Source organism: Achromobacter denitrificans NBRC 15125 (assembly GCF_001571365.1).
GTDB classification, from domain to species: Bacteria; Pseudomonadota; Gammaproteobacteria; order Burkholderiales; family Burkholderiaceae_B; genus Achromobacter; species Achromobacter denitrificans.
Window position 1 is genome coordinate 1 of the sequence record NZ_BCTQ01000008.1, and the last position, 17,299, is coordinate 17,299.

Annotated in this window: 15 protein-coding genes; 9 read left to right on the top strand and 6 right to left on the bottom strand. The window is 67.3% G+C overall.

All coding sequences use genetic code 11. From position 1 onward, the window contains the following. Nucleotides 1-186 precede the first annotated feature (186 nt). The 3 genes from ADE01S_RS08690 to azu all read right to left on the bottom strand — a co-directional run bounded on the left by ADE01S_RS08690 (nt 187) and on the right by azu (nt 3,384). A complete protein-coding gene (locus tag ADE01S_RS08690) occupies nt 187-1,050 on the bottom strand; it encodes an undecaprenyl-diphosphate phosphatase (RefSeq protein WP_062681287.1) in 864 nt (287 codons plus the stop codon). A gap of 18 nt (nt 1,051-1,068) precedes the next feature. Further along, on the bottom strand, nt 1,069-2,652 hold the full coding sequence (locus ADE01S_RS08695) for a TerC family protein (RefSeq protein WP_062681288.1): 1,584 nt from the start codon (nt 2,650-2,652) through the stop codon (nt 1,069-1,071). Nucleotides 2,653-2,934: 282 nt separating this feature from the next. After that, nucleotides 2,935-3,384 carry an azurin gene (azu, locus tag ADE01S_RS08700; protein ID WP_062681289.1) on the bottom strand — a complete coding sequence of 150 codons (450 nt, stop codon included), beginning with the start codon at nt 3,382-3,384 and terminating at the stop codon, nt 2,935-2,937. 283 nt (nt 3,385-3,667) lie between these two features. Here azu and ADE01S_RS08705 point away from each other — a divergent pair, with 283 nt between their 5' ends. The 7 genes from ADE01S_RS08705 (at nt 3,668) to ADE01S_RS08735 (ending at nt 12,528) form a co-directional block, all read left to right on the top strand. After that, complete coding sequence (locus ADE01S_RS08705) at nt 3,668-5,926, top strand: NosR/NirI family protein (RefSeq protein ID WP_082775736.1); 2,259 nt, start codon at nt 3,668-3,670, stop codon at nt 5,924-5,926. Nucleotides 5,927-6,042: 116 nt separating this feature from the next. Then, nucleotides 6,043-7,959: a TAT-dependent nitrous-oxide reductase gene (gene nosZ / locus ADE01S_RS08710; RefSeq protein ID WP_062681290.1), complete on the top strand. Its 1,917-nt coding sequence runs from the start codon at nt 6,043-6,045 to the stop codon at nt 7,957-7,959. A gap of 5 nt (nt 7,960-7,964) precedes the next feature. Then, nucleotides 7,965-9,263, top strand: a complete 1,299-nt coding sequence (locus tag ADE01S_RS08715) for a nitrous oxide reductase family maturation protein NosD (RefSeq protein ID WP_062681291.1) — start codon at nt 7,965-7,967, stop codon at nt 9,261-9,263. Then, a complete protein-coding gene (locus tag ADE01S_RS08720) occupies nt 9,260-10,159 on the top strand; it encodes an ABC transporter ATP-binding protein (RefSeq protein WP_062681292.1) in 900 nt (299 codons plus the stop codon). Before ADE01S_RS08715 ends, ADE01S_RS08720 begins: the two co-directional genes overlap by 4 nt. Beyond that, nucleotides 10,156-10,986: an ABC transporter permease gene (locus tag ADE01S_RS08725; RefSeq protein WP_062681293.1), complete on the top strand. Its 831-nt coding sequence runs from the start codon at nt 10,156-10,158 to the stop codon at nt 10,984-10,986. The genes ADE01S_RS08720 and ADE01S_RS08725 overlap by 4 nt, the downstream gene beginning before the upstream one ends. Then, entirely contained in the window at nt 10,983-11,486 is a 504-nt protein-coding gene (locus ADE01S_RS08730) for a nitrous oxide reductase accessory protein NosL (protein WP_062681294.1), read from the top strand. The genes ADE01S_RS08725 and ADE01S_RS08730 overlap by 4 nt, the downstream gene beginning before the upstream one ends. Before the next feature lie 43 nt (nt 11,487-11,529). Beyond that, the gene (locus ADE01S_RS08735; protein ID WP_062681295.1) at nt 11,530-12,528 is read left to right on the top strand and encodes an FAD:protein FMN transferase; all 999 of its coding nucleotides are present in this window, start codon (nt 11,530-11,532) and stop codon (nt 12,526-12,528) included. A gap of 165 nt (nt 12,529-12,693) precedes the next feature. Here the strand turns inward: ADE01S_RS08735 and ADE01S_RS08740 are convergent, their stop codons facing one another. Further along, nucleotides 12,694-13,479 carry an inositol monophosphatase family protein gene (locus ADE01S_RS08740; RefSeq protein WP_062681296.1) on the bottom strand — a complete coding sequence of 262 codons (786 nt, stop codon included), beginning with the start codon at nt 13,477-13,479 and terminating at the stop codon, nt 12,694-12,696. A 131-nt stretch (nt 13,480-13,610) separates the two neighbouring features. Between ADE01S_RS08740 and ADE01S_RS08745 the strand changes: the two genes are divergently transcribed. Beyond that, the gene (locus ADE01S_RS08745) at nt 13,611-14,378 is read left to right on the top strand and encodes an RNA methyltransferase (RefSeq protein ID WP_075873352.1); all 768 of its coding nucleotides are present in this window, start codon (nt 13,611-13,613) and stop codon (nt 14,376-14,378) included. A gap of 94 nt (nt 14,379-14,472) precedes the next feature. On the opposite strand, the gene ADE01S_RS08750 is transcribed toward ADE01S_RS08745, so the two are convergent. Further along, the gene (locus tag ADE01S_RS08750; RefSeq protein ID WP_062681298.1) at nt 14,473-15,462 is read right to left on the bottom strand and encodes a Bug family tripartite tricarboxylate transporter substrate binding protein; all 990 of its coding nucleotides are present in this window, start codon (nt 15,460-15,462) and stop codon (nt 14,473-14,475) included. A 160-nt stretch (nt 15,463-15,622) separates the two neighbouring features. Here ADE01S_RS08750 and ADE01S_RS08755 point away from each other — a divergent pair, with 160 nt between their 5' ends. Continuing rightward, a complete protein-coding gene (locus ADE01S_RS08755) occupies nt 15,623-16,384 on the top strand; it encodes an IclR family transcriptional regulator (protein WP_062681299.1) in 762 nt (253 codons plus the stop codon). An 81-nt stretch (nt 16,385-16,465) separates the two neighbouring features. On the opposite strand, the gene ADE01S_RS08760 is transcribed toward ADE01S_RS08755, so the two are convergent. Next, nucleotides 16,466-17,299, bottom strand: a complete 834-nt coding sequence (locus tag ADE01S_RS08760) for a mechanosensitive ion channel family protein (RefSeq protein ID WP_062681300.1) — start codon at nt 17,297-17,299, stop codon at nt 16,466-16,468.

Genomic DNA, 17,299 nt, shown 5'->3' on the forward strand with positions numbered 1-17,299 from the left:
CCCCGGTGCTCAACGCGCGAAACCCATGCGGCCGTGGGCAGAGGGTGCCCGGCATAGACCTAAAACCAGTCTGCCCATGACCGCATGGGTTTCGCGCGATGGATGGCGGTGTTCTGGCTTAAGAACTCTCGCGCTCCACCCATCCTACGGCCCCTCGCGGGCCCCTTTTTCGTCGCTGCGAAGGCTTCAGCGGGTGAAGATCCAGGCCGCGACCACGGCGCCGAAGACGATGCGGTACCAGGCGAACACGCGGTACGTATGGTTGGCGACGAAACGCAGCACCGCGCGCACGACCACCATGGCGCTCAGGAACGCGGCGACGAAGCCCACCGCGATGCCGGCCAGGTCGTGCTGGGTCAGCAGCTCCATGTTCTTGTACATGTCGTAGACCGCGGCGCCCAGCATGGTCGGCATGGCGAGGAAGAAGGAGAACTCGGTGGCCGTCTTGCGCTGGATGCCGGCGATCATGCCGCCAATGATGGTCGCGCCCGACCGCGAGGTGCCCGGGATCATGGCCAGGCACTGCGCCACGCCCACGCCCAGCGCCTGCTTCCAGGATATCTGCTCCAGGGTCCGGGCCGTGGCGCGTTCGTCGGAGGCGGTATCGTCGGCCGCGCCCGGCTGGTCGCCCGGCGTATGGTGCGTCTTGCGCTCCACGTACAGCATGATGAGGCCGCCCAGCACCAGGGTCACCACCACCACGCTGGGGTGGTAGAAGACGCTCTTGATGGACTTGATGAAGATCGCCCCGATGACGGCGGCCGGCAGGAAGGCGATGATCAGGTTGCGGGTGAAGGCGACTTCGCTGGGCACGCCGGTCAGGGTGCCGCGGACCAGCCGCAGCAGGCGCGCGCGGAAGACCCACATCACCGCGAGGATGGAGCCCAGCTGGATCACCACCTCGAAGACCTTGCCCTGGCTGGACTCGAAATTGATCCAGTCGCCCACCAGGATGAGGTGGCCGGTGCTGGAGACGGGGATGAATTCCGTCAGCCCCTCGATGATGCCCAGGACGAAGGCCTTGATCAGGTATAGCGCGTTTTCGGTCACGATGCGGAGTCGCTCCAGTTAGTCGTTGGCAAGGGAGGCGTCGTCGGCGTGCAGCTCTTGCGGCCGCTTCTCCACGCGCACCAGCGCGATGCGGCGGCCGTCCATTTCCAGGACTTCGAAGCGGAAATGGTCGTGATGGATTTCATACTCGCAGACGTCGCCCGGCTTGGGCAGGTGCCCGAAACGCGACAGCAGGTAGCCCGCCAGGGTGGAGAAGTCCTGGGCGTCGTCGACCAGGCCCTCGGTCTCCAGCACCTGCTCGACGTGATGCAGGTCGGCGGCGCCGTCGATTTTCCAGGTGTTGTCGCCGTCGGCGACGATGTCGGGGAGTTCGTCCTCGTCGGGGAATTCGCCGGCGATCGCCTCGAACACGTCGATGGGCGTCACCAGCCCCTCGATGGCGCCGAACTCGTCGGCCACCAGCACCAGCTGGCCTCGCGAGCGCTTGAGCGTATCCATCAGGCGCAGGATGCCGATGGACTCGTGCACGATGATGGGGTCGCGCAGGCGGTTGCGCCGCACCCGGCCCTCGGTGATCAGGTCGGCCACGAGATCCTTGGCGCGGCCGATGCCCAACACCTCGTCGAGCGAGCCGCGGCAGACGGGGAAGAAGCTGTGCGGCGCCTCGGTCAGCTGGGCGCGGATGGTCTCGGGATCATCGTCGATGTTGATCCAGGACACGTCCGTGCGGGGCGTCATGATGGAACGGATGGACCGTTCGGCCAGGGTCAGCACGCCGCTGACCATGTTGCGCTCTTCCACGCCGAACGCCGGGACGGACGGGCCGTCGGCGCTGGGCAGGTCGGGTTCGTCTGCCGGAGGACGCTTGCCCAGCATGCGCAGCACGGCCGAGGCGGTGCGTTCGCGCATGGGGCGGCGCGCATCCAGCTTGAGCAGATTGCGGCGCGCCACCTGGTTGAGGGCCTCGATGGCCACCGAGAAGCCGATCGCGGCGTACAGGTAGCCCTTGGGCACCTTGAAGCCGAACGCTTCTGCCAGCAGCGAAAAACCGATCATGAGCAGGAAGCCCAGGCACAGCACCACCACCGTCGGGTGGGCGTTGACGAAACGCGTCAGCGGCTTGGAGGCCAGCAGCATGATGCCGATCGCGATGATCACCGCGATCATCATGATGGCCAGGTGGTCCACCATGCCGACGGCCGTGATGACCGAATCCAGCGAGAACACCGCGTCCAGCACCACGATCTGCGTCACGATCACCCAGAAGCTGGCGTACACCCGCGGCCCCGAGGAGCCCCCGTGCTGCGAGCCTTCGAGACGCTCGTGCAGTTCCATGGTGCCCTTGAACAGCAGGAACAGGCCGCCGATCATCAGGATCAGGTCGCGCCCGGAGAATGACAGCGGGCCGATGGAAAACAGGGGGGCGGTCAGCGTGACCAGCCATGACATGACCGACAAGAGGCCCAGGCGCATGATGAGCGCCAGGCTCAGGCCCATGATGCGCGCGCGGTCGCGTTGCGCAGGGGGGAGCTTGTCCGCCAGGATGGCGATGAAAATCAGGTTATCGATTCCCAGGACGATCTCAAGGACGACCAGGGTAAGCAAGCCGACCCACGCGGTGGGGTCCAGCAGCCACTCCATCAGGAGCTCCAGAAGTTACACGACCGGTAATCGTACATGGAAAATCCGTGACACGCCGGTGACGCCCCCCCTCCGTACGCCTGATGCACAGGCGATTTAGGCCGTAGGAACCAGGGGCCGGTGGGGGGTATTTTTTGTCGCAGGGCCGCCCCAAGACAAAAACGCCCCCTTGGGGGGCAGCAAGCAAGCGAAGCGCGCAGCGTGGGGGCCATTTTCTTTCGCAGGGCCGCCCCAAGACAAAAAAAACCGGCCCTGGGCCGGTATCTGCGCGCTAGGGCGGGGTCAGTTGCTCAGCTTGAGCGTGCCCTTCATCATGGCCCAGTGGCCGGGGAACGAGCAGAAGTAGGCATAGGCTTCGCCCGGGGTCAGCTTGGACACGTCGAACGTTACCGAATCCGATTCGCCGCCGCCGATGACCTTGGTGTGCGCGATGACACGGGTATCGCCCGCCTTCACGTAGTCCTGCGCCAGGCCGGCGTTCATGCCGTCAGTGGCGACGCCCTGCTTGTCGGCTTCCTTGGTCAGCACCCAGTTGTGGCCCATGGCGACCTTGGCCATCTTGCCGACGTGCTTGAGGTGCACCGTGAACTGCTTGCAGCTTTTGTCAACGACCATTTCCTTCAGGTTGTACTGCATGGCGTCGTTGCTTTCGATGGTTGCTTCGCATTGAGCAGCCAGCACGGGCAGGCTGGCTGCGGACAGAACGATAGCTAGGGTGGCTTTTGCCAGCATGGAGACTCTCCGTAAACAGGGCGGCCATTCTTCGACTCGCGCCAGGCACATGCCTGCGTCGCTGCCGCCACGCACAAGTCTAAGACGGCGAAAAAAGCGCGCTATTGACGGACATCAATCCCACCCCGTTCAGATGCCCAAAAACAGGGGAAATCCCCATGCCGCATAGGGGTATTGGCCCATCCGGCGCACCGAAACCGTGCCCATTGACAAACCGCAATACGAAGGGTCTTCCATCTTCGTAGGATGCCTGCAAACAATTGCAAACAAGTAGAGTTCGAGCATGCAAGGCAGCACAGCGGCGGGGCTACGGTTCACTCGGTTCATCCAGGCGGCACTTCTCATCCTGCTGCTATTCGGAACGGCAATCGGCATCGCGCAGGCGCAGCGGCTGCCCGACTTCCTGGCCTCCACGCCGATAGGCGAACTCTTTCCCGGCGCCGACCGGGTCGACGCTCCCGCCGGCAAGCCGATGGTCGCCAAGGCCTACGCGGGCGGACGCCAGGTGGGCGTGGTGTATCTCACTTCCGACGTGGTCAACACCCGCGGCTATTCCAGCAAGCCCATCGACGTGCTGGTGGCGCTGGCGAACGACGGCCGCATCATGGGCGCCAAGCTGGTCGAACACCATGAGCCCATCGTGCTCATCGGCATTCCGCAAGCCAAGGTGGACCACTTCATCAGCGGCTACGTCGGCCTCAATTTCGTCGACTCCCCTCCCCGCCACGGCGCGCCGCCGCCCGTGGACATCATCAGCGGGGCGACCGTCACGCTGATGGTGATCGGCGACAGCATCACGCGCTCGGCCATCGCCGTGGCGCGCGCCCATGGCATCGACAAGACGGCCGCCCCCGCGCAGCAGGCGGCGCCCGTCGCCGCGCGCGTCGTGGACGACAAACAGGACACGCCGCAGTCGTGGCAGGCCTTGCTCGACGCCGGCGCCGTGCGCAATCTGCGGCTGACGCCCGAAGACGTCGACCGCGCCTTCCGCGAATCCGGCAGGGCCGATGCCGCGGCCGGCGGCGACGGCAAGTCGGACGACGATACCTTCATCGATCTCTACGCCGCGCTCGTCAGCGTGCCCGCGATCGGCCGCAGCCTGCTCGGCGACACCGAATGGCAGCGCCTGAAGGAAAGGCTCAAGCCCGGCCAGCAGGCCGTGCTGGTGGCGGGCAACGGCAGCTATTCCTTCAAGGGATCGGGCTACGTGCGCGGCGGCATCTTCGACCGCATCGAAGTGATCCAGGATGAAGGCAGCTTCCGTTTCCGGGACCGCAACCACCAGCGCCTGGCCGACGTCGTCGCGGAGGGCGCCCCCGCGTTCCGCGAAGTCGCGCTGTTCGTGGTGCCGGACGACGCCATCCTGGACCCGGTCGCGCCCTGGCGCCTGCAACTCATGGTGCAGCGCGTGCTCAGCGTGAAGGACAAGGCGTTCGTCACCTTCGACCTGGGCTACGACCTGCCCTCGGCCTATACCCGGCCCGCAGACGGCGCGCAGCCGCCCGCCGCGACGCCCGCGACCGCGGCCGCCAATTCCGCCCCGGCCGCCGCGCAAGCGGCCGCCGAGGAACCCGCGCCCGCGCTGTGGAAACAGATCTGGCGCGGCAAGTCCGGCCAGGTGGCCGTCCTGACGGTGGCCTTGCTGGTGCTGGTCGGCATCTTCTTCTTCCAGGACCAGCTCACCAGCCGGCCCCTGCTGCACGACCGCCTGCGGCTGGCGTTCCTGGCGTTCGCGCTGTTCTGGATCGGCTGGTACGGCCAGGCCCAGCTGTCCATCGTGAACGTGCTGACCTTCTTCTCGGCGCTGCGCAGCGACTTCCGCTGGGAATACTTCCTGATGGATCCGCTGGTGTTCATCCTGTGGTGCGCCACCGCGATCTCGATGGTGTTCTGGAACCGCGGCGCCTTCTGCGGCTGGCTGTGCCCCTTCGGCGCCCTGCAGGAGCTGACCAACCGCGTGGCCAAGCGCCTGGGCGTGCGCCAGGTGAAGATCAGCCACGGCGTGAACCAGCGCCTGTCGACGCTGAAGTACGTGATCTTCCTGCTGCTGTTCGGCTTCTCGCTGTACGACCTGGCGCTGGCCGAACAGCTGTCCGAAATCGAACCCTTCAAGACCGCGATCATCCTGCGCTTCGTCCGCTACTGGCCCTTCGTGGTGTTCGCGGTGGCGCTGCTTGCGGCCGGCCTGTTCGTCGAACGCTTCTTCTGCCGCTATCTCTGTCCGCTGGGCGCCGCGCTGGCCATACCCGCCCGGCTGCGCATCTTCAATTGGCTGCGCCGCTACCGCGATTGCGGCAACCCCTGTCAGCGCTGCAACCTCGAATGCCCGGTGCAGGCCATCGACCCCACCGGCGAAATCAACCCGAACGAGTGCATCCAGTGCCTGCACTGCCAGATGCTCTACCACCATGACCAGAAGTGTCCGCACCTGATCCAGAAGAAAGCCAAGCGGGAACGCCGCCGGCCCGCCGCGGAGGAACCCGTCGAGCAGCCGATCGTCATCCACCGCGCCCCGAATCCGAACCCGCAATCCGAAGCCTGAACCCCCATTCCCGCCCCGGGCCGTCCCGGAGCGGGAACGCCCGCGCCGCGGGCGCCGCGCCAGCGGTCATTTTTTACACCACGGCGTTCGCCGCCGTTCCTATCGAGGAGTTATCCATGTCCGACAAGAATCCCGAAAAGGCTGGCCTCACCCGCCGCAGCTTCCTCGGAACCGCAGCGATCACCGGCGCGGCCGGCCTGGTCGCGGGCGCGCAGATTCCCACCGCGCACGGCAAGGACGCAAAAGCCGGCGCGAACGGCGTGCTGGGCCACGTCGGCCCCGGCGAGCTGGACGAATACTATGCCTTCAACTCCAGCGGCCAGTCGGGCGAGGTCCGCGTGCTGGGCCTGCCGTCCATGCGCGAACTGGTCCGCATCCCGGTCTTCAACCATTGCAGCGCCACCGGCTGGGGCCGCACGAACGAAAGCCGCAAGATCCTCACCGAGGGCCTGACGCCCGAAACCCGCGAATACCTCAAGGACAAGGGCGGCGTCTTCCCGAACGGCGACGCCCACCACCCCCACCTGTCCTTCACCGACCGCACCTACGACGGCCGCTACCTGTTCATCAACGACAAGGCCAACAACCGCGTCGCCCGCATCCGGCTGGACGTGATGAAGACGGACAAGATCACCGAGCTGCCCAACGTGTCCGGCGTGCACGGCCTGCGGCCACAGCGCTATCCGCGCACCGGCTACGTGTTCGCCAACGGCGAGCACATCTCGCCGCTGCCCAACGACGGCAAGGTGCTCGACGATCCCAAGAAGAACTTCTTCGCCGTCTACACCGCGCTGGACGGCGACACGATGAAGGTCGCCTGGCAGGTGCTGGTCGACGGCAACCTGGACAACGGCGACGCCGACTACCAGGGCAAGTACTCCTTCTCCACCTGCTACAACTCCGAGAAGGGCGTCACGGTGGAAGAGATGTCCGCCAACGAGCAGGACTGGGTGGTGGTGTTCAACATCAAGCGCATCGAGGAAGCCGTCAAGTCGGGCGACTACAAGATGATGGGCGGCGTGCCGGTCATCGACGGGCGCCACGGCTCCAAGTACACCCGCTACATTCCCGTGCCGAACTCGCCGCACGGCTGCAACGCCGCGCCCGACGGCATCCACGTGGTGCTCAACGGCAAGCTGTCCCCCACCGTCACGGTGCTGGACGTGCGCACGCTGGACGACCTGTTCGACGACAAGATCAAGCCGCGCGACTGCGTGGTGGCCGAGCCGCAGCTGGGCCTGGGGCCCCTGCACACGGCCTTCGACGGGCGCGGCAACGCCTACACCACGCTGTTCATCGACAGCCAGATGGTGAAGTGGAACATCGACAAGGCCAAGCGCGCCTACAAGGGCGAGAAGGTCGATCCCATCATCCAGAAGCTGGACGTGCACTACCAGCCCGGCCACAACCACACCACCATGGGCGAAACCCGCGAGGCCGACGGCAAGTGGCTGGTGTCGCTGAACAAGTTCTCGAAGGACCGCTTCCTGAACGTCGGCCCGCTCAAGCCCGAGAACGATCAGCTGATCGACATCTCCGGCGACGAGATGAAGCTGGTGCATGACGGCCCCAGCTTCGCCGAACCGCACGACATGTGCCTGGTGCACCGCTCCAAGGTCCACCCGCTGAGCGTCTGGAAGCGCGACGACCCCATGTGGGAAGAAGCCCGCCAGATGGCCAAGAAGGACGGCGTGTCGCTCGACGACGCGGCCAAGGTCGTGCGCGACGGCAACAAGGTGCGCGTGTACATGATGGCGGTCGCGCCGATGTTCAGCCTCAAGAAGTTCGAGGTCAACCAGGGCGACGAAGTCACCGTGGTGGTGACGAACATGGAAGTGATCGAGGACTTGACGCACGGCTTCACGCTCGAAGGCCACGGCATCGCCATGGAAATCGGGCCCCAGGCCACCTCGTCGGTCACCTTCAAGGCGGACCGGCCGGGCGTGTACTGGTACTACTGCCAGTGGTTCTGCCATGCGCTGCACATGGAAATGTCCGGCCAGATGATCGTCCACCCGAAGAAGACCGCGTAGCGTCCATGAGGCTCATCGCAATGCTGACGAGCGGCGGCCGGGGGGCCGCCCGCGCCGCGCTGGCGGCCTTTGCCCTGGCGCTGTCCGGCGCCGCGGTGGCGGCCGTGCACGCGGTCGCGCCCGGCGCCGACCTCGCGCAGGCCATCGCGGCCGCCGAGGCCGGCGACGTGCTCAAGCTGGCCCCGGGCACCTACGCCGGCGGCATCGTCATCGACAAGCCGCTGACGCTGGAAGGCCCGGAGGACCGCTCGGCCGTCATCGCGGGCACGCGCCAGGGCCGCACCGTCTGGGTCAAGGCCGCGGACGTGTCCCTGCGCAGCCTGACCGTCACCCGTTCCGGCCTGAGCCTGTCAGAGATGGACGCGGGCATCTTCCTGGACCGCGAGGCGCATCGCGCGCGGGTCGAGGGCAACGACATCCTGGACAACCTCGTGGGCGTCCACGTCTGGGGCCCCTCGGACGCGCTGGTGCGCGGCAACCGCATCGTGGGCAACAAGGAGCTCAGGGTGGCCGAGCGCGGCAACGGCGTCACGTTGTGGAACACCCCGGGCACCCGGATCCTCGACAACGACATCTCTGCCGGCCGCGACGGGATCTTCGTCAATACCAGCAAGCAGAACACCTTCAACGACAACCGTTTCCACGACCTGCGCTACGCGGTGCACTACATGTACACCAACGACAGCGAGATCAGCGGCAACGTCGCGACCGGCACCGACGTGGCCTACGCCATCATGTATTCGCACCGGCTCATCGTCCGCGGCAACGTGGCGCTGGACAGCCGCGAGCAAGGCCTGATGCTGAACTACGCCAACCATTCCCGCATCACGGACAACTCGGTGGACCGCGCGGGGAAATGCGTGTTCATCTACAACGCGAACCGCAACGTCTTCCAGGACAACCGGTTCGCCAACTGCGAGATCGGCGTGCATTTCACGGCCGGCTCGGAAGGCAACCAGATCGCCGGCAATGCCTTCATCAACAACCGCAACCAGGTGAAGTACGTCGGCACCCGGACGCTGGACTGGTCGGTGGACGGCCGCGGCAACTATTGGAGCGACAACACCGCCTTCGACCTGGACGGCGACGGCATCGCCGACACCGCCTACCGGCCGAACGACGTGGTCGACCAGCTGCTGTGGCGCGCGCCCGCCGCGCGCATCCTGCTCAACAGCCCGTCCATCACCATCGTGCGCTGGGCGCAATCGCAGTTCCCCGCCATCCTGCCCGGCGGCGTGATCGACAGCGCCCCGCTCATGCAGCCGCCGCAACCGGCCGCCGACCGCCCCAAGGAGTCCCCATGAACACCGACCTTGTGACGCTGTCCGGCGTCAGCAAGCACTATGGCGCGCAACATGCCGTCGACGGCCTGGAGTTGCAGCTGCGCGAAGGCGAATGCGTCGCCCTGGCCGGCCACAACGGCGCCGGCAAGAGCACGCTGATCAAGCTCATCCTGGGCCTGATCCGCCCCACCCGCGGCCGCGTCGCGCTGTTCGGGCACGACGCCCACAGCCCCGCCGCGGCGCGGATGCGCAACCGCATCGGCTACCTGCCCGAAACCGTCGCGCTGCATCCGTCCATGACCGGCGAGGAAACGCTGGCCTTCTACGCCCGGCTCAAGCGCCAGCCCCTGTCCGGCAATCCCGCGCTGCTGGAGAAAGTGGGCATCGCCGGCGCCGCCCGCCGGCGCGTGGGCGGTTATTCCAAGGGCATGCGCCAGCGCCTGGCGCTGGCCCAGGCGCTGCTGGGCGAACCGCGGGTCCTGCTGTTCGACGAACCCACCACGGGGCTGGATCCCGCCTCGCGCCTGATGTTCTACGACATCGTGCACGAACTGCGCGCCTCCGGCGCCACCATCCTGCTGAGCACGCATGCCCTGTCGGAACTGGCCGGCCACGCCGACCGCATCGTGGTCATGAAGGCCGGCAGGAAGATCGCGGACGGGGCCATGTCGGCGCTGCGGCGCTCCACCGGCCTGCCGATCCGCATCCGCCTCACGCTGGCCAGCGCCGACACGCCGCCGCCCGGCGCCTGGCGCCGCATCGAGGCGGGCCGGTACGAACTGGCCTGCCAGGAGCACGACAAGATCGCGGCGATCCGAAGCATCGGCGCCATCTCGTCCGACATCCACGACCTGGACATCCAGGTGCCGGGTCTGGACGACATCTATGCACATCTGCTTGAACGGGAAGACGTATGAATGCCGTAGCCACCATCATCGGCAAGGAAATCCGCGACGGGCTGCGCAACCGCTGGGTGCTCGCGACCGCCCTGCTGCTGGCCGCGCTGGCGCTGGCCCTCGGCCTGCTGGGCAGTTCGCCCACCGGCACGGTCAAGGCCGAGCCGCTGACCGTCACCGTGGTCAGCCTGTCGAGCCTGTCGATCTTCCTGGTTCCCCTCATCGCCATGCTGCTGGCGTACGACGCCGTGGTCGGCGAGGTCGACCGCGGCACGATGGCGCTGCTGCTCAGCTATCCGGTCTCGCGCTGGCAGGTGCTGGTGGGCAAGTTCATCGGGCACCTGGCCATCCTGGCGCTGGCCACGGGCGCGGGCTACGGCTCGGCGGGGCTGGCGCTGCAATGGGCCTATGGCGGCTTGGACGCGAGCGCCTGGCAGCCCTTCGCGCTGCTGATCGGCGCCAGCGTGCTGCTGGGCGCCAGTTTTCTCGCCATGGGCTACCTGATCAGCACGCTGGTGCGCGAGCGCGCCACGGCGGCGGGCATCGCCCTGGGCGTCTGGCTGTTCTTCGTGGTGATCTACGACATGGCGCTGCTGGGCGTCCTGGCGGCGGACCAGGGCCGTCACGTCAGCCCCGGGATGCTCAACGCGCTGCTGCTGTTCAATCCCTCCGACGTCTACCGCCTGCTGAACCTGACGGGCTTCGAGAACATTTCGCTGTATGCCGGCATGGCGGGGCTGAGCGACCAGGCCAGCCTGCCGCTGGCCGCGCTGATCGCCGCGCTGCTGCTGTGGATCGCCGTTCCCTTCCTGCTGGCGACGGCCGCCTTCCGGAGGAAGCAGCTATGAGACGCCTGCGGCTCGCCCTGGCCCTCGCGGCCCTGCTGACCGCCGCCGCCTGCGGCAACGGCGCCGGCCCCGACGCCCCTCCGCCCGCGCCCCAGCCGGTCACGCTGGAATCCGTGGGCCACTACTGCGGCATGGCCTTGAACGAGCACAACGGCCCCAAGGGACAGCTCTTTCTCAAGGGACGCCCGGCGCCGGTCTGGTTCTCGTCGATCAAGCAGGTCTTCGCCTACACCCTGCTGCCCGAGGAACCCAAGACCATCAGCGCCATCTACGTCAACGATATGGCCACGGCCGGCGCGGACGGCGCGCCCGATCCGGCCGCCTGGATCGATGCGCGCCAGGCCTTCTACGTGATCGAAGGCCGCTTCATCGGCGGCATGGGCGCCGAAGACGCCATGCCGTTCTCGCAGCGCGCCAGCGCCGAGACTTTCGCCCAGGCCCACGGCGGCCGGGTCGTCACTTTCGCCGAGGTGCCCGAGGCCTATGTCTTCGCCCAATAGCCCGGCGCCGCAAGGCTCCCGCCTTCTTTGCAGGACCATCGCCATGAATCCTACCCGCCGCCGCTTCATCGGCATCGCAGCCGCCGCCTCCGCGCTGGCGCTCGCCCCCTTTCCCGCGCGCCGCGCCGCGGCGTCGATCGCGCCGACCGTGTGGCAGGGCGTGGCCCTGGGCGCCGACGCGGAGTTGCGTCTGTACCACCCGGATCCGCAAGCCGCGCAGCGCCTGATCGCGCAATCGCTCCAGGAGCTGCGGCGGCTGGAGGCCGTCTTCAGCCTGTACCGCGACGACAGCGCCCTCTCGCGCCTGAACCGCCAGGGATACCTCGACAATCCGCCCGCCGACCTGCTGCGGCTGCTCAGCGTGAGCCAGCGGTACGGCAGGCTGACCGGCGGCGCCTTCGATCCCACCGTGCAGCCGCTGTGGAAGCTGTATGCCGGGCATTTCGCGCAGCCCGGCGCAAGCCGCGACGGCCCGCCCGCCCTTGCCGTGACGCAGGCGCTGGCGCGAGTGTCGTACGAGGACGTGGCATTGGAGAGCGACCGCATCACCCTGCAGCGCCCCGGCATGGGCATCACGCTCAACGGCATCGCGCAGGGCTACATCACGGACCGCGTCACCGAACTGCTCAAGGAAGCCGGACTGGAGCGGGCGCTGGTGGACATGGGCGAGATACAGGGCATGGACACCCGCGACGCGCCGGCCGACTGGCAGGTCGGGCTGGCCGATCCGCAAAACCCCGCCGCCCTGCTCGCCACCGCGCGCCTGCGCAACCAGGCCCTGGCCACCTCCGGCGGCTATGGCACGGCCATCGACGCCGAAGGCCGGTTCACCCATCTTTTCGATCCGCGCACCGGCCGGGCGCGGCCGCTGTACCGCAGCGTCTCCGTCATGGCGCCCAACGCCACCATGGCCGACGCGCTGTCCACGGCCTTCTCCTACATGCCGCTGGATGCCGCCGACGTCATCGTCCGCGAACACGGCCTGCGCGCCTGGTTCGCGCTGCCCGACGGCGGGCTGGCCGTGCAGGGCGCCGAGTCCTGACCGGCAAGGCGCCGTCGGCCCGCGCGGGCCAAAAAATGGCCCCCACGCTGCGCAAGCTTCGCTTGCTTGCTGCCCCCTAAGGGGGCGTTTTTGTCTTGGGGCGGCCCTGCGACAAAAAAAACGCCCCGTCGGGGCGTTTTGCTTTCGGCGCGGAAGCGCCCGGCCTCAGGCCGCCGACGGCGGATTCAGCGCGGACAGCATCTGCGTGAAGATCTTGGGGCTGGCGGCCAGCACGTTGCCGGTATCCATCCATTCCTGCTCGCCGTCGAAGTCGGAAACCAGGCCGCCGGCTTCCAGCACCATCAGGCTGCCCGCGGCCAGGTCCCAGGGCTTCAGCCCCACGCCGCAGAAGCCGTCCAGGCGGCCGCAGGCCACGTAGGCCAGGTCCAGCACCGTGGCGCCCAGCCGGCGCACGCCGGTGCTGCCTTCGGCCATCTGGCGAAAACGCGCCGAGCCCTGTTCCAGGTCGCCGGCGTTCGGCCAGTGCGCGCCCAGCAGCGCTTCGTGGTAGCGGGTGCGGCCCGACACGCGCACGCGGCGGTCGTTCAGGAACGTGCCGCTGCCGCGGCTGGCCGTGAACAGTTCATTGCGCGACGGATCGTAGATGACCGCCTGCGTGACCTGGCCGCGCTGCGTCAGCGCGATGGACACGGCGTAGTTGGGCAGGCCGTGGATGAAGTTCGTGGTGCCGTCCAGGGGATCGATGATCCACTGGAATTCGGCCTGGTCGGGGCCCTGCAGGCCGAATTCCTCGCCCAGGACGGCGTGGTCCGGGTACGCGGCGCGCAGCGTCTCGACGATCGACTCCTCGGCGGCGCGATCGACTTCCGTGACATAATCCCGCGGCCCCTTGCGAGCCACGCTGAGTCGTTCCAAATCCATGCTGGCACGGTTGATAATGGTGCCGGCACGCCGGGCCGCCTTGATGGCGATGTTGAGCATCGGGTGCATAAAATTCCGTACGAATGCGATGAGTTGGCTTGATGGTAGGCCGCTTGCCGCGCCCCGGGGCCGCCCTTGCCCCAACCGGGGAAATCGACCCAAAAAACCAGGAAGGCACTAAGCCAAACGTGCCATTTTAAATGACTCAAGCATTTTCACGCGTTCGCTTCATTATGGTGAACCCCAGCCACCCCGGAAACGTGGGTTCGGCGGCCCGCGCGATCAAGACGATGGGCTTTTCCGAACTGGTGCTGGTGGACCCAAAGTTTCCGGATGTAACCAGCCAGCCCGAAGCCGTGGCGCTCGCCAGCGGCGCGGCAGACGTGCTGGAAGGCGCCCAGGTCTACGGCACCCTCGAAGAAGCGCTGGAGCCGGTGACGCTGGCTTTCGCGCTCACCGCCCGGGTGCGCGACCTGGGCCCCCCGCCCTGCGACATCCGGCAGGCCGCCGAACTGGCCCGCGACCACCTGGCGGACACGGCCGAAGGCATCGCCGCGGTCGTGCTGGGCACCGAGCGGGCCGGGCTGACCAACGCCCAGATCGCCCTGTGCCACCGCATCTGCCACATTCCCGCCAATCCCGAATACAGCTCGCTGAACGTGGCCCAGGCGCTGCAGCTGGCGGCCTGGGAACTGCGCTACGCGCTGCTGGTGGCCCAGGGAGCCGCGCTGCTGCCCGCCTCCACTGCGCAGGAGCCGGCGCCCGGCGCCGCGCCCGCCTCCAGCGCGGCGGTGCAGGCCTTCCTGGCGCACTGGGAAGAAGCGCTCATCGGCGTCCAGTTCCTGGACCCGGCGCATCCCAAGAAGCTCATGCCGCGCATGCGCCACCTGTACTCCCGTCTGAGCCTGACCCGCGACGAAGTGGACATGATGCGCGGCGTGTGCACCGCCATGCTGAAGAAAAAGTAAGGCGCCGCGGCATCCGCCGCGCAAAAAAGGGACGGGCAATGGCCCGTCCCCGTGCATCGGTCGCCGGGCGGCATGCCGCCCGGGAACGCGAAGATCAATCCACCTTGGCGCCGGAGGCCTTGACCACCGGAGCCCAGCCTTCCACTTCCGACTTAATGAACTGGCCGAATTCGGCCGGCGTGGTCTTCACGCCCACCGCGCCCAGGCTCTCGAAGCTTTTCTGCACTTCGGGCTTGTCCAGCGCCTTGACCATGGCTGCGTTCAGCTTGTTCACGACGTCGGGCGGGGTGCCGGCGGGGGCGATCAGGCCGAACCACGACGACACATCGAAGTTGGCAAAGCCCGATTCCTTCATCGTGGGCAGATCCGGCGCGCTCTTGGAGCGGTCCGTGGTCGTCACGGCCAGGGCGCGCAGCTTGCCCGATTGCACGTGCGGCCAGGACGAAGGCATGTTGTCGAACATGAACTGGACCTGTCCGCCGATCAGGTCGGTGACGGCCGGGGCGCTGCCCTTATAGGGCACGTGCAGCACATCGATGCCCGTCTGCATCTTGAACAGCTCGCCCGCCATATGAATGGAGGTGCCGCTGCCCGACGAGGCGAACGCCAGCTTGCCGGGGTTCTTCTTCGCGTAGTCGACCAGTTCCTGGACCGACTTCACGGGAACCTGCGGGTTCACCACCAGGATGTTCGGCACCTTGGCGCCCAGCGCCACCGGCGTGAAATCCTTGGTCAGGTCGAAATTGACGTTCTTGTACAGCGTCTGGTTGATGGCGCTGGTCACGGCCACGAACAGCAGCGTGTAGCCGTCGGGATCGGCGCGCTTCACCTGGTCGGTGGCGATGTTGCTGCCGGCGCCCGGCTTGTTCTCGACCACGAACGACTGGCCGAGGCTTTCGGTCAGTTCCTTGGCCATGATGCGGGCGATCACGTCGGTGGTGCCGCCGGCGGAAAAGCCGACCACAATGCGCACCGGCTTGTCCGGATAGGCGGCGTGGGCGGAGCCCATTGCGAATGCGCTTGCGGCGGTAGCCAGAAGGGTGGCGGCGAAACGCCGCAGTCCAGGCTTGTGACCTGTAGTCATAGTGTCTCCGTGCGGGTACTGTCCATGAAATGGACGATTCGAATTATTGGATGATGCATTCTCGGCTATACATGGGCGCAACATCAAGGTAGAGTCCACGGTGCGGACAATGGTTTTCCCTTGACCGTTCCGGAATAACCCCAAGTTTTCAGAGATTTACATGCAAGACAGCGATGCCGCGGCCGCCGGCCCACGCACATTGCGGCGCGGGCTGGCCGTCCTCGCCGCCCTGCGGGACCAGGGTCCCGATGGCCTCAGCGTGACCGATATCGCGCGCCTGACGGGCATACAGCGCCCCACCATCTACCGCCTGCTGGCCGCCCTGCTGGACGCCGGCCTGGTGCTGCCCGTGGCCGGCACCAAGAAATACCGCGCCCAGCTGGCCGTGGACCCGGACACCCGTTCGCGCGATCCGCGCGTGCGCCAGCTGCTGCCCGTGCTGCGACGCCTGGCCGACCGCACCGGCGACGCGGTGTTCCTGGTGGTGCGCGACGACGACGATTCGATCAGCCTGCATCGCGAGATCGGCAGCTACCCCGTGCAGATCCTGGCCACCTACGCCGGCAAGCGGCAGCCGCTGGGCGTGGGCTCGGGCGGCATGGCCCTGCTGGCCGCGCTGCCCGACGACATGGCGCGCGGCATCGTCGAGCGCAACTCCGGCCGGCTGGACGAATACGGCGGCATGACGCCGCAGGAAATGTACCGGCTGATCGACAACACCCGCGCCCGCGGCTATTCCGTGGTCGGCAACCACGCGGTGCGCGGCGCGCTGGGCGTGGGCTGCGCGCTGCTGGACGCCCAGGGCGCGCCGCTGCTGGCCGTCAGCGTCACCGCCATCATCGACCGCATGCCGGCGCAGCGCCAGCGTGAAATCGCGGGCTGGATCAAGGCCGAACTGGCGCGGCTGGCCGTGCAAGCCTGACCTCCGGCCGCGTCGGCCGCCGCAATGTAAAACGGGCGCCCGAGGCGCCCGTTTCCGTTCCTGCTGAAAGCGCGGTCCGCGCTAGGCGGCCGCTCCGGATTTCGGATTCTGGATCTCGCGCAGCGGGATCGGCGGCTGGAAGCCGGCGTGCTCCAGTTCGCTGCGGATCTGCTGGTACAGGCCCCAGCGCAGGTCCCAGTACTTGCTCGCCTCGGCCCAGACGCGCACGTTCACGATGACGCCGTTTTCCTTGTAGTCGAAGACCTTCACCTGGGGTTCCGGATCCTTCAGCGCTTCCGGGCGGGCGTCCACCAGCGCCTTCAGCTTGGCCAGCACCACTTCCAGGTCGTCGCCGTAGCGCACCGGCACCGGGATATCCAGGCGGCGCGTCTTGTTGCGGCTGTAGTTGGTGATGGTGGCGTTCCACACGGTGCTGTTGGGCAGGGTCAGGTGGATGCCGTCGACCTGCACCAGGCGCGTCAGGAACAGGCCGACCTCTTCCACCGTGCCGTCCGCGCCCGAGCTCAGGGCCACGTACTCGCCCGCGCGGATCGGACGCAGGATCAGCAGCATGATGCCCGCCGCGATGTTCTGCAGCGTGCCTTGCAGCGCCAGGCCCACGGCCAGGCCGGCGGCGCCCAGCACGGCGATCAGGCTGGCCGTCTGCACGCCGAAGCGCGCCAGCACCGCGATCACGGTAAAGATGCGCACCGTCCAGACCACGGTGCTGTAGAACATGGGAATGATGGTGGGATCGATCTTGCTGGACCGCGTCGCGGCCCGGCGCACCCAGCTCCCGAGCAGGGAAGATACCCACCAGCCGATGACGAGGATCAACAGGGCGACCAGCAGGTTGGTCCCCAGGTCCACGAGCTTGGGCGCCCAGGTATTGAATTCTTTCAAGGCTTCTTCCAT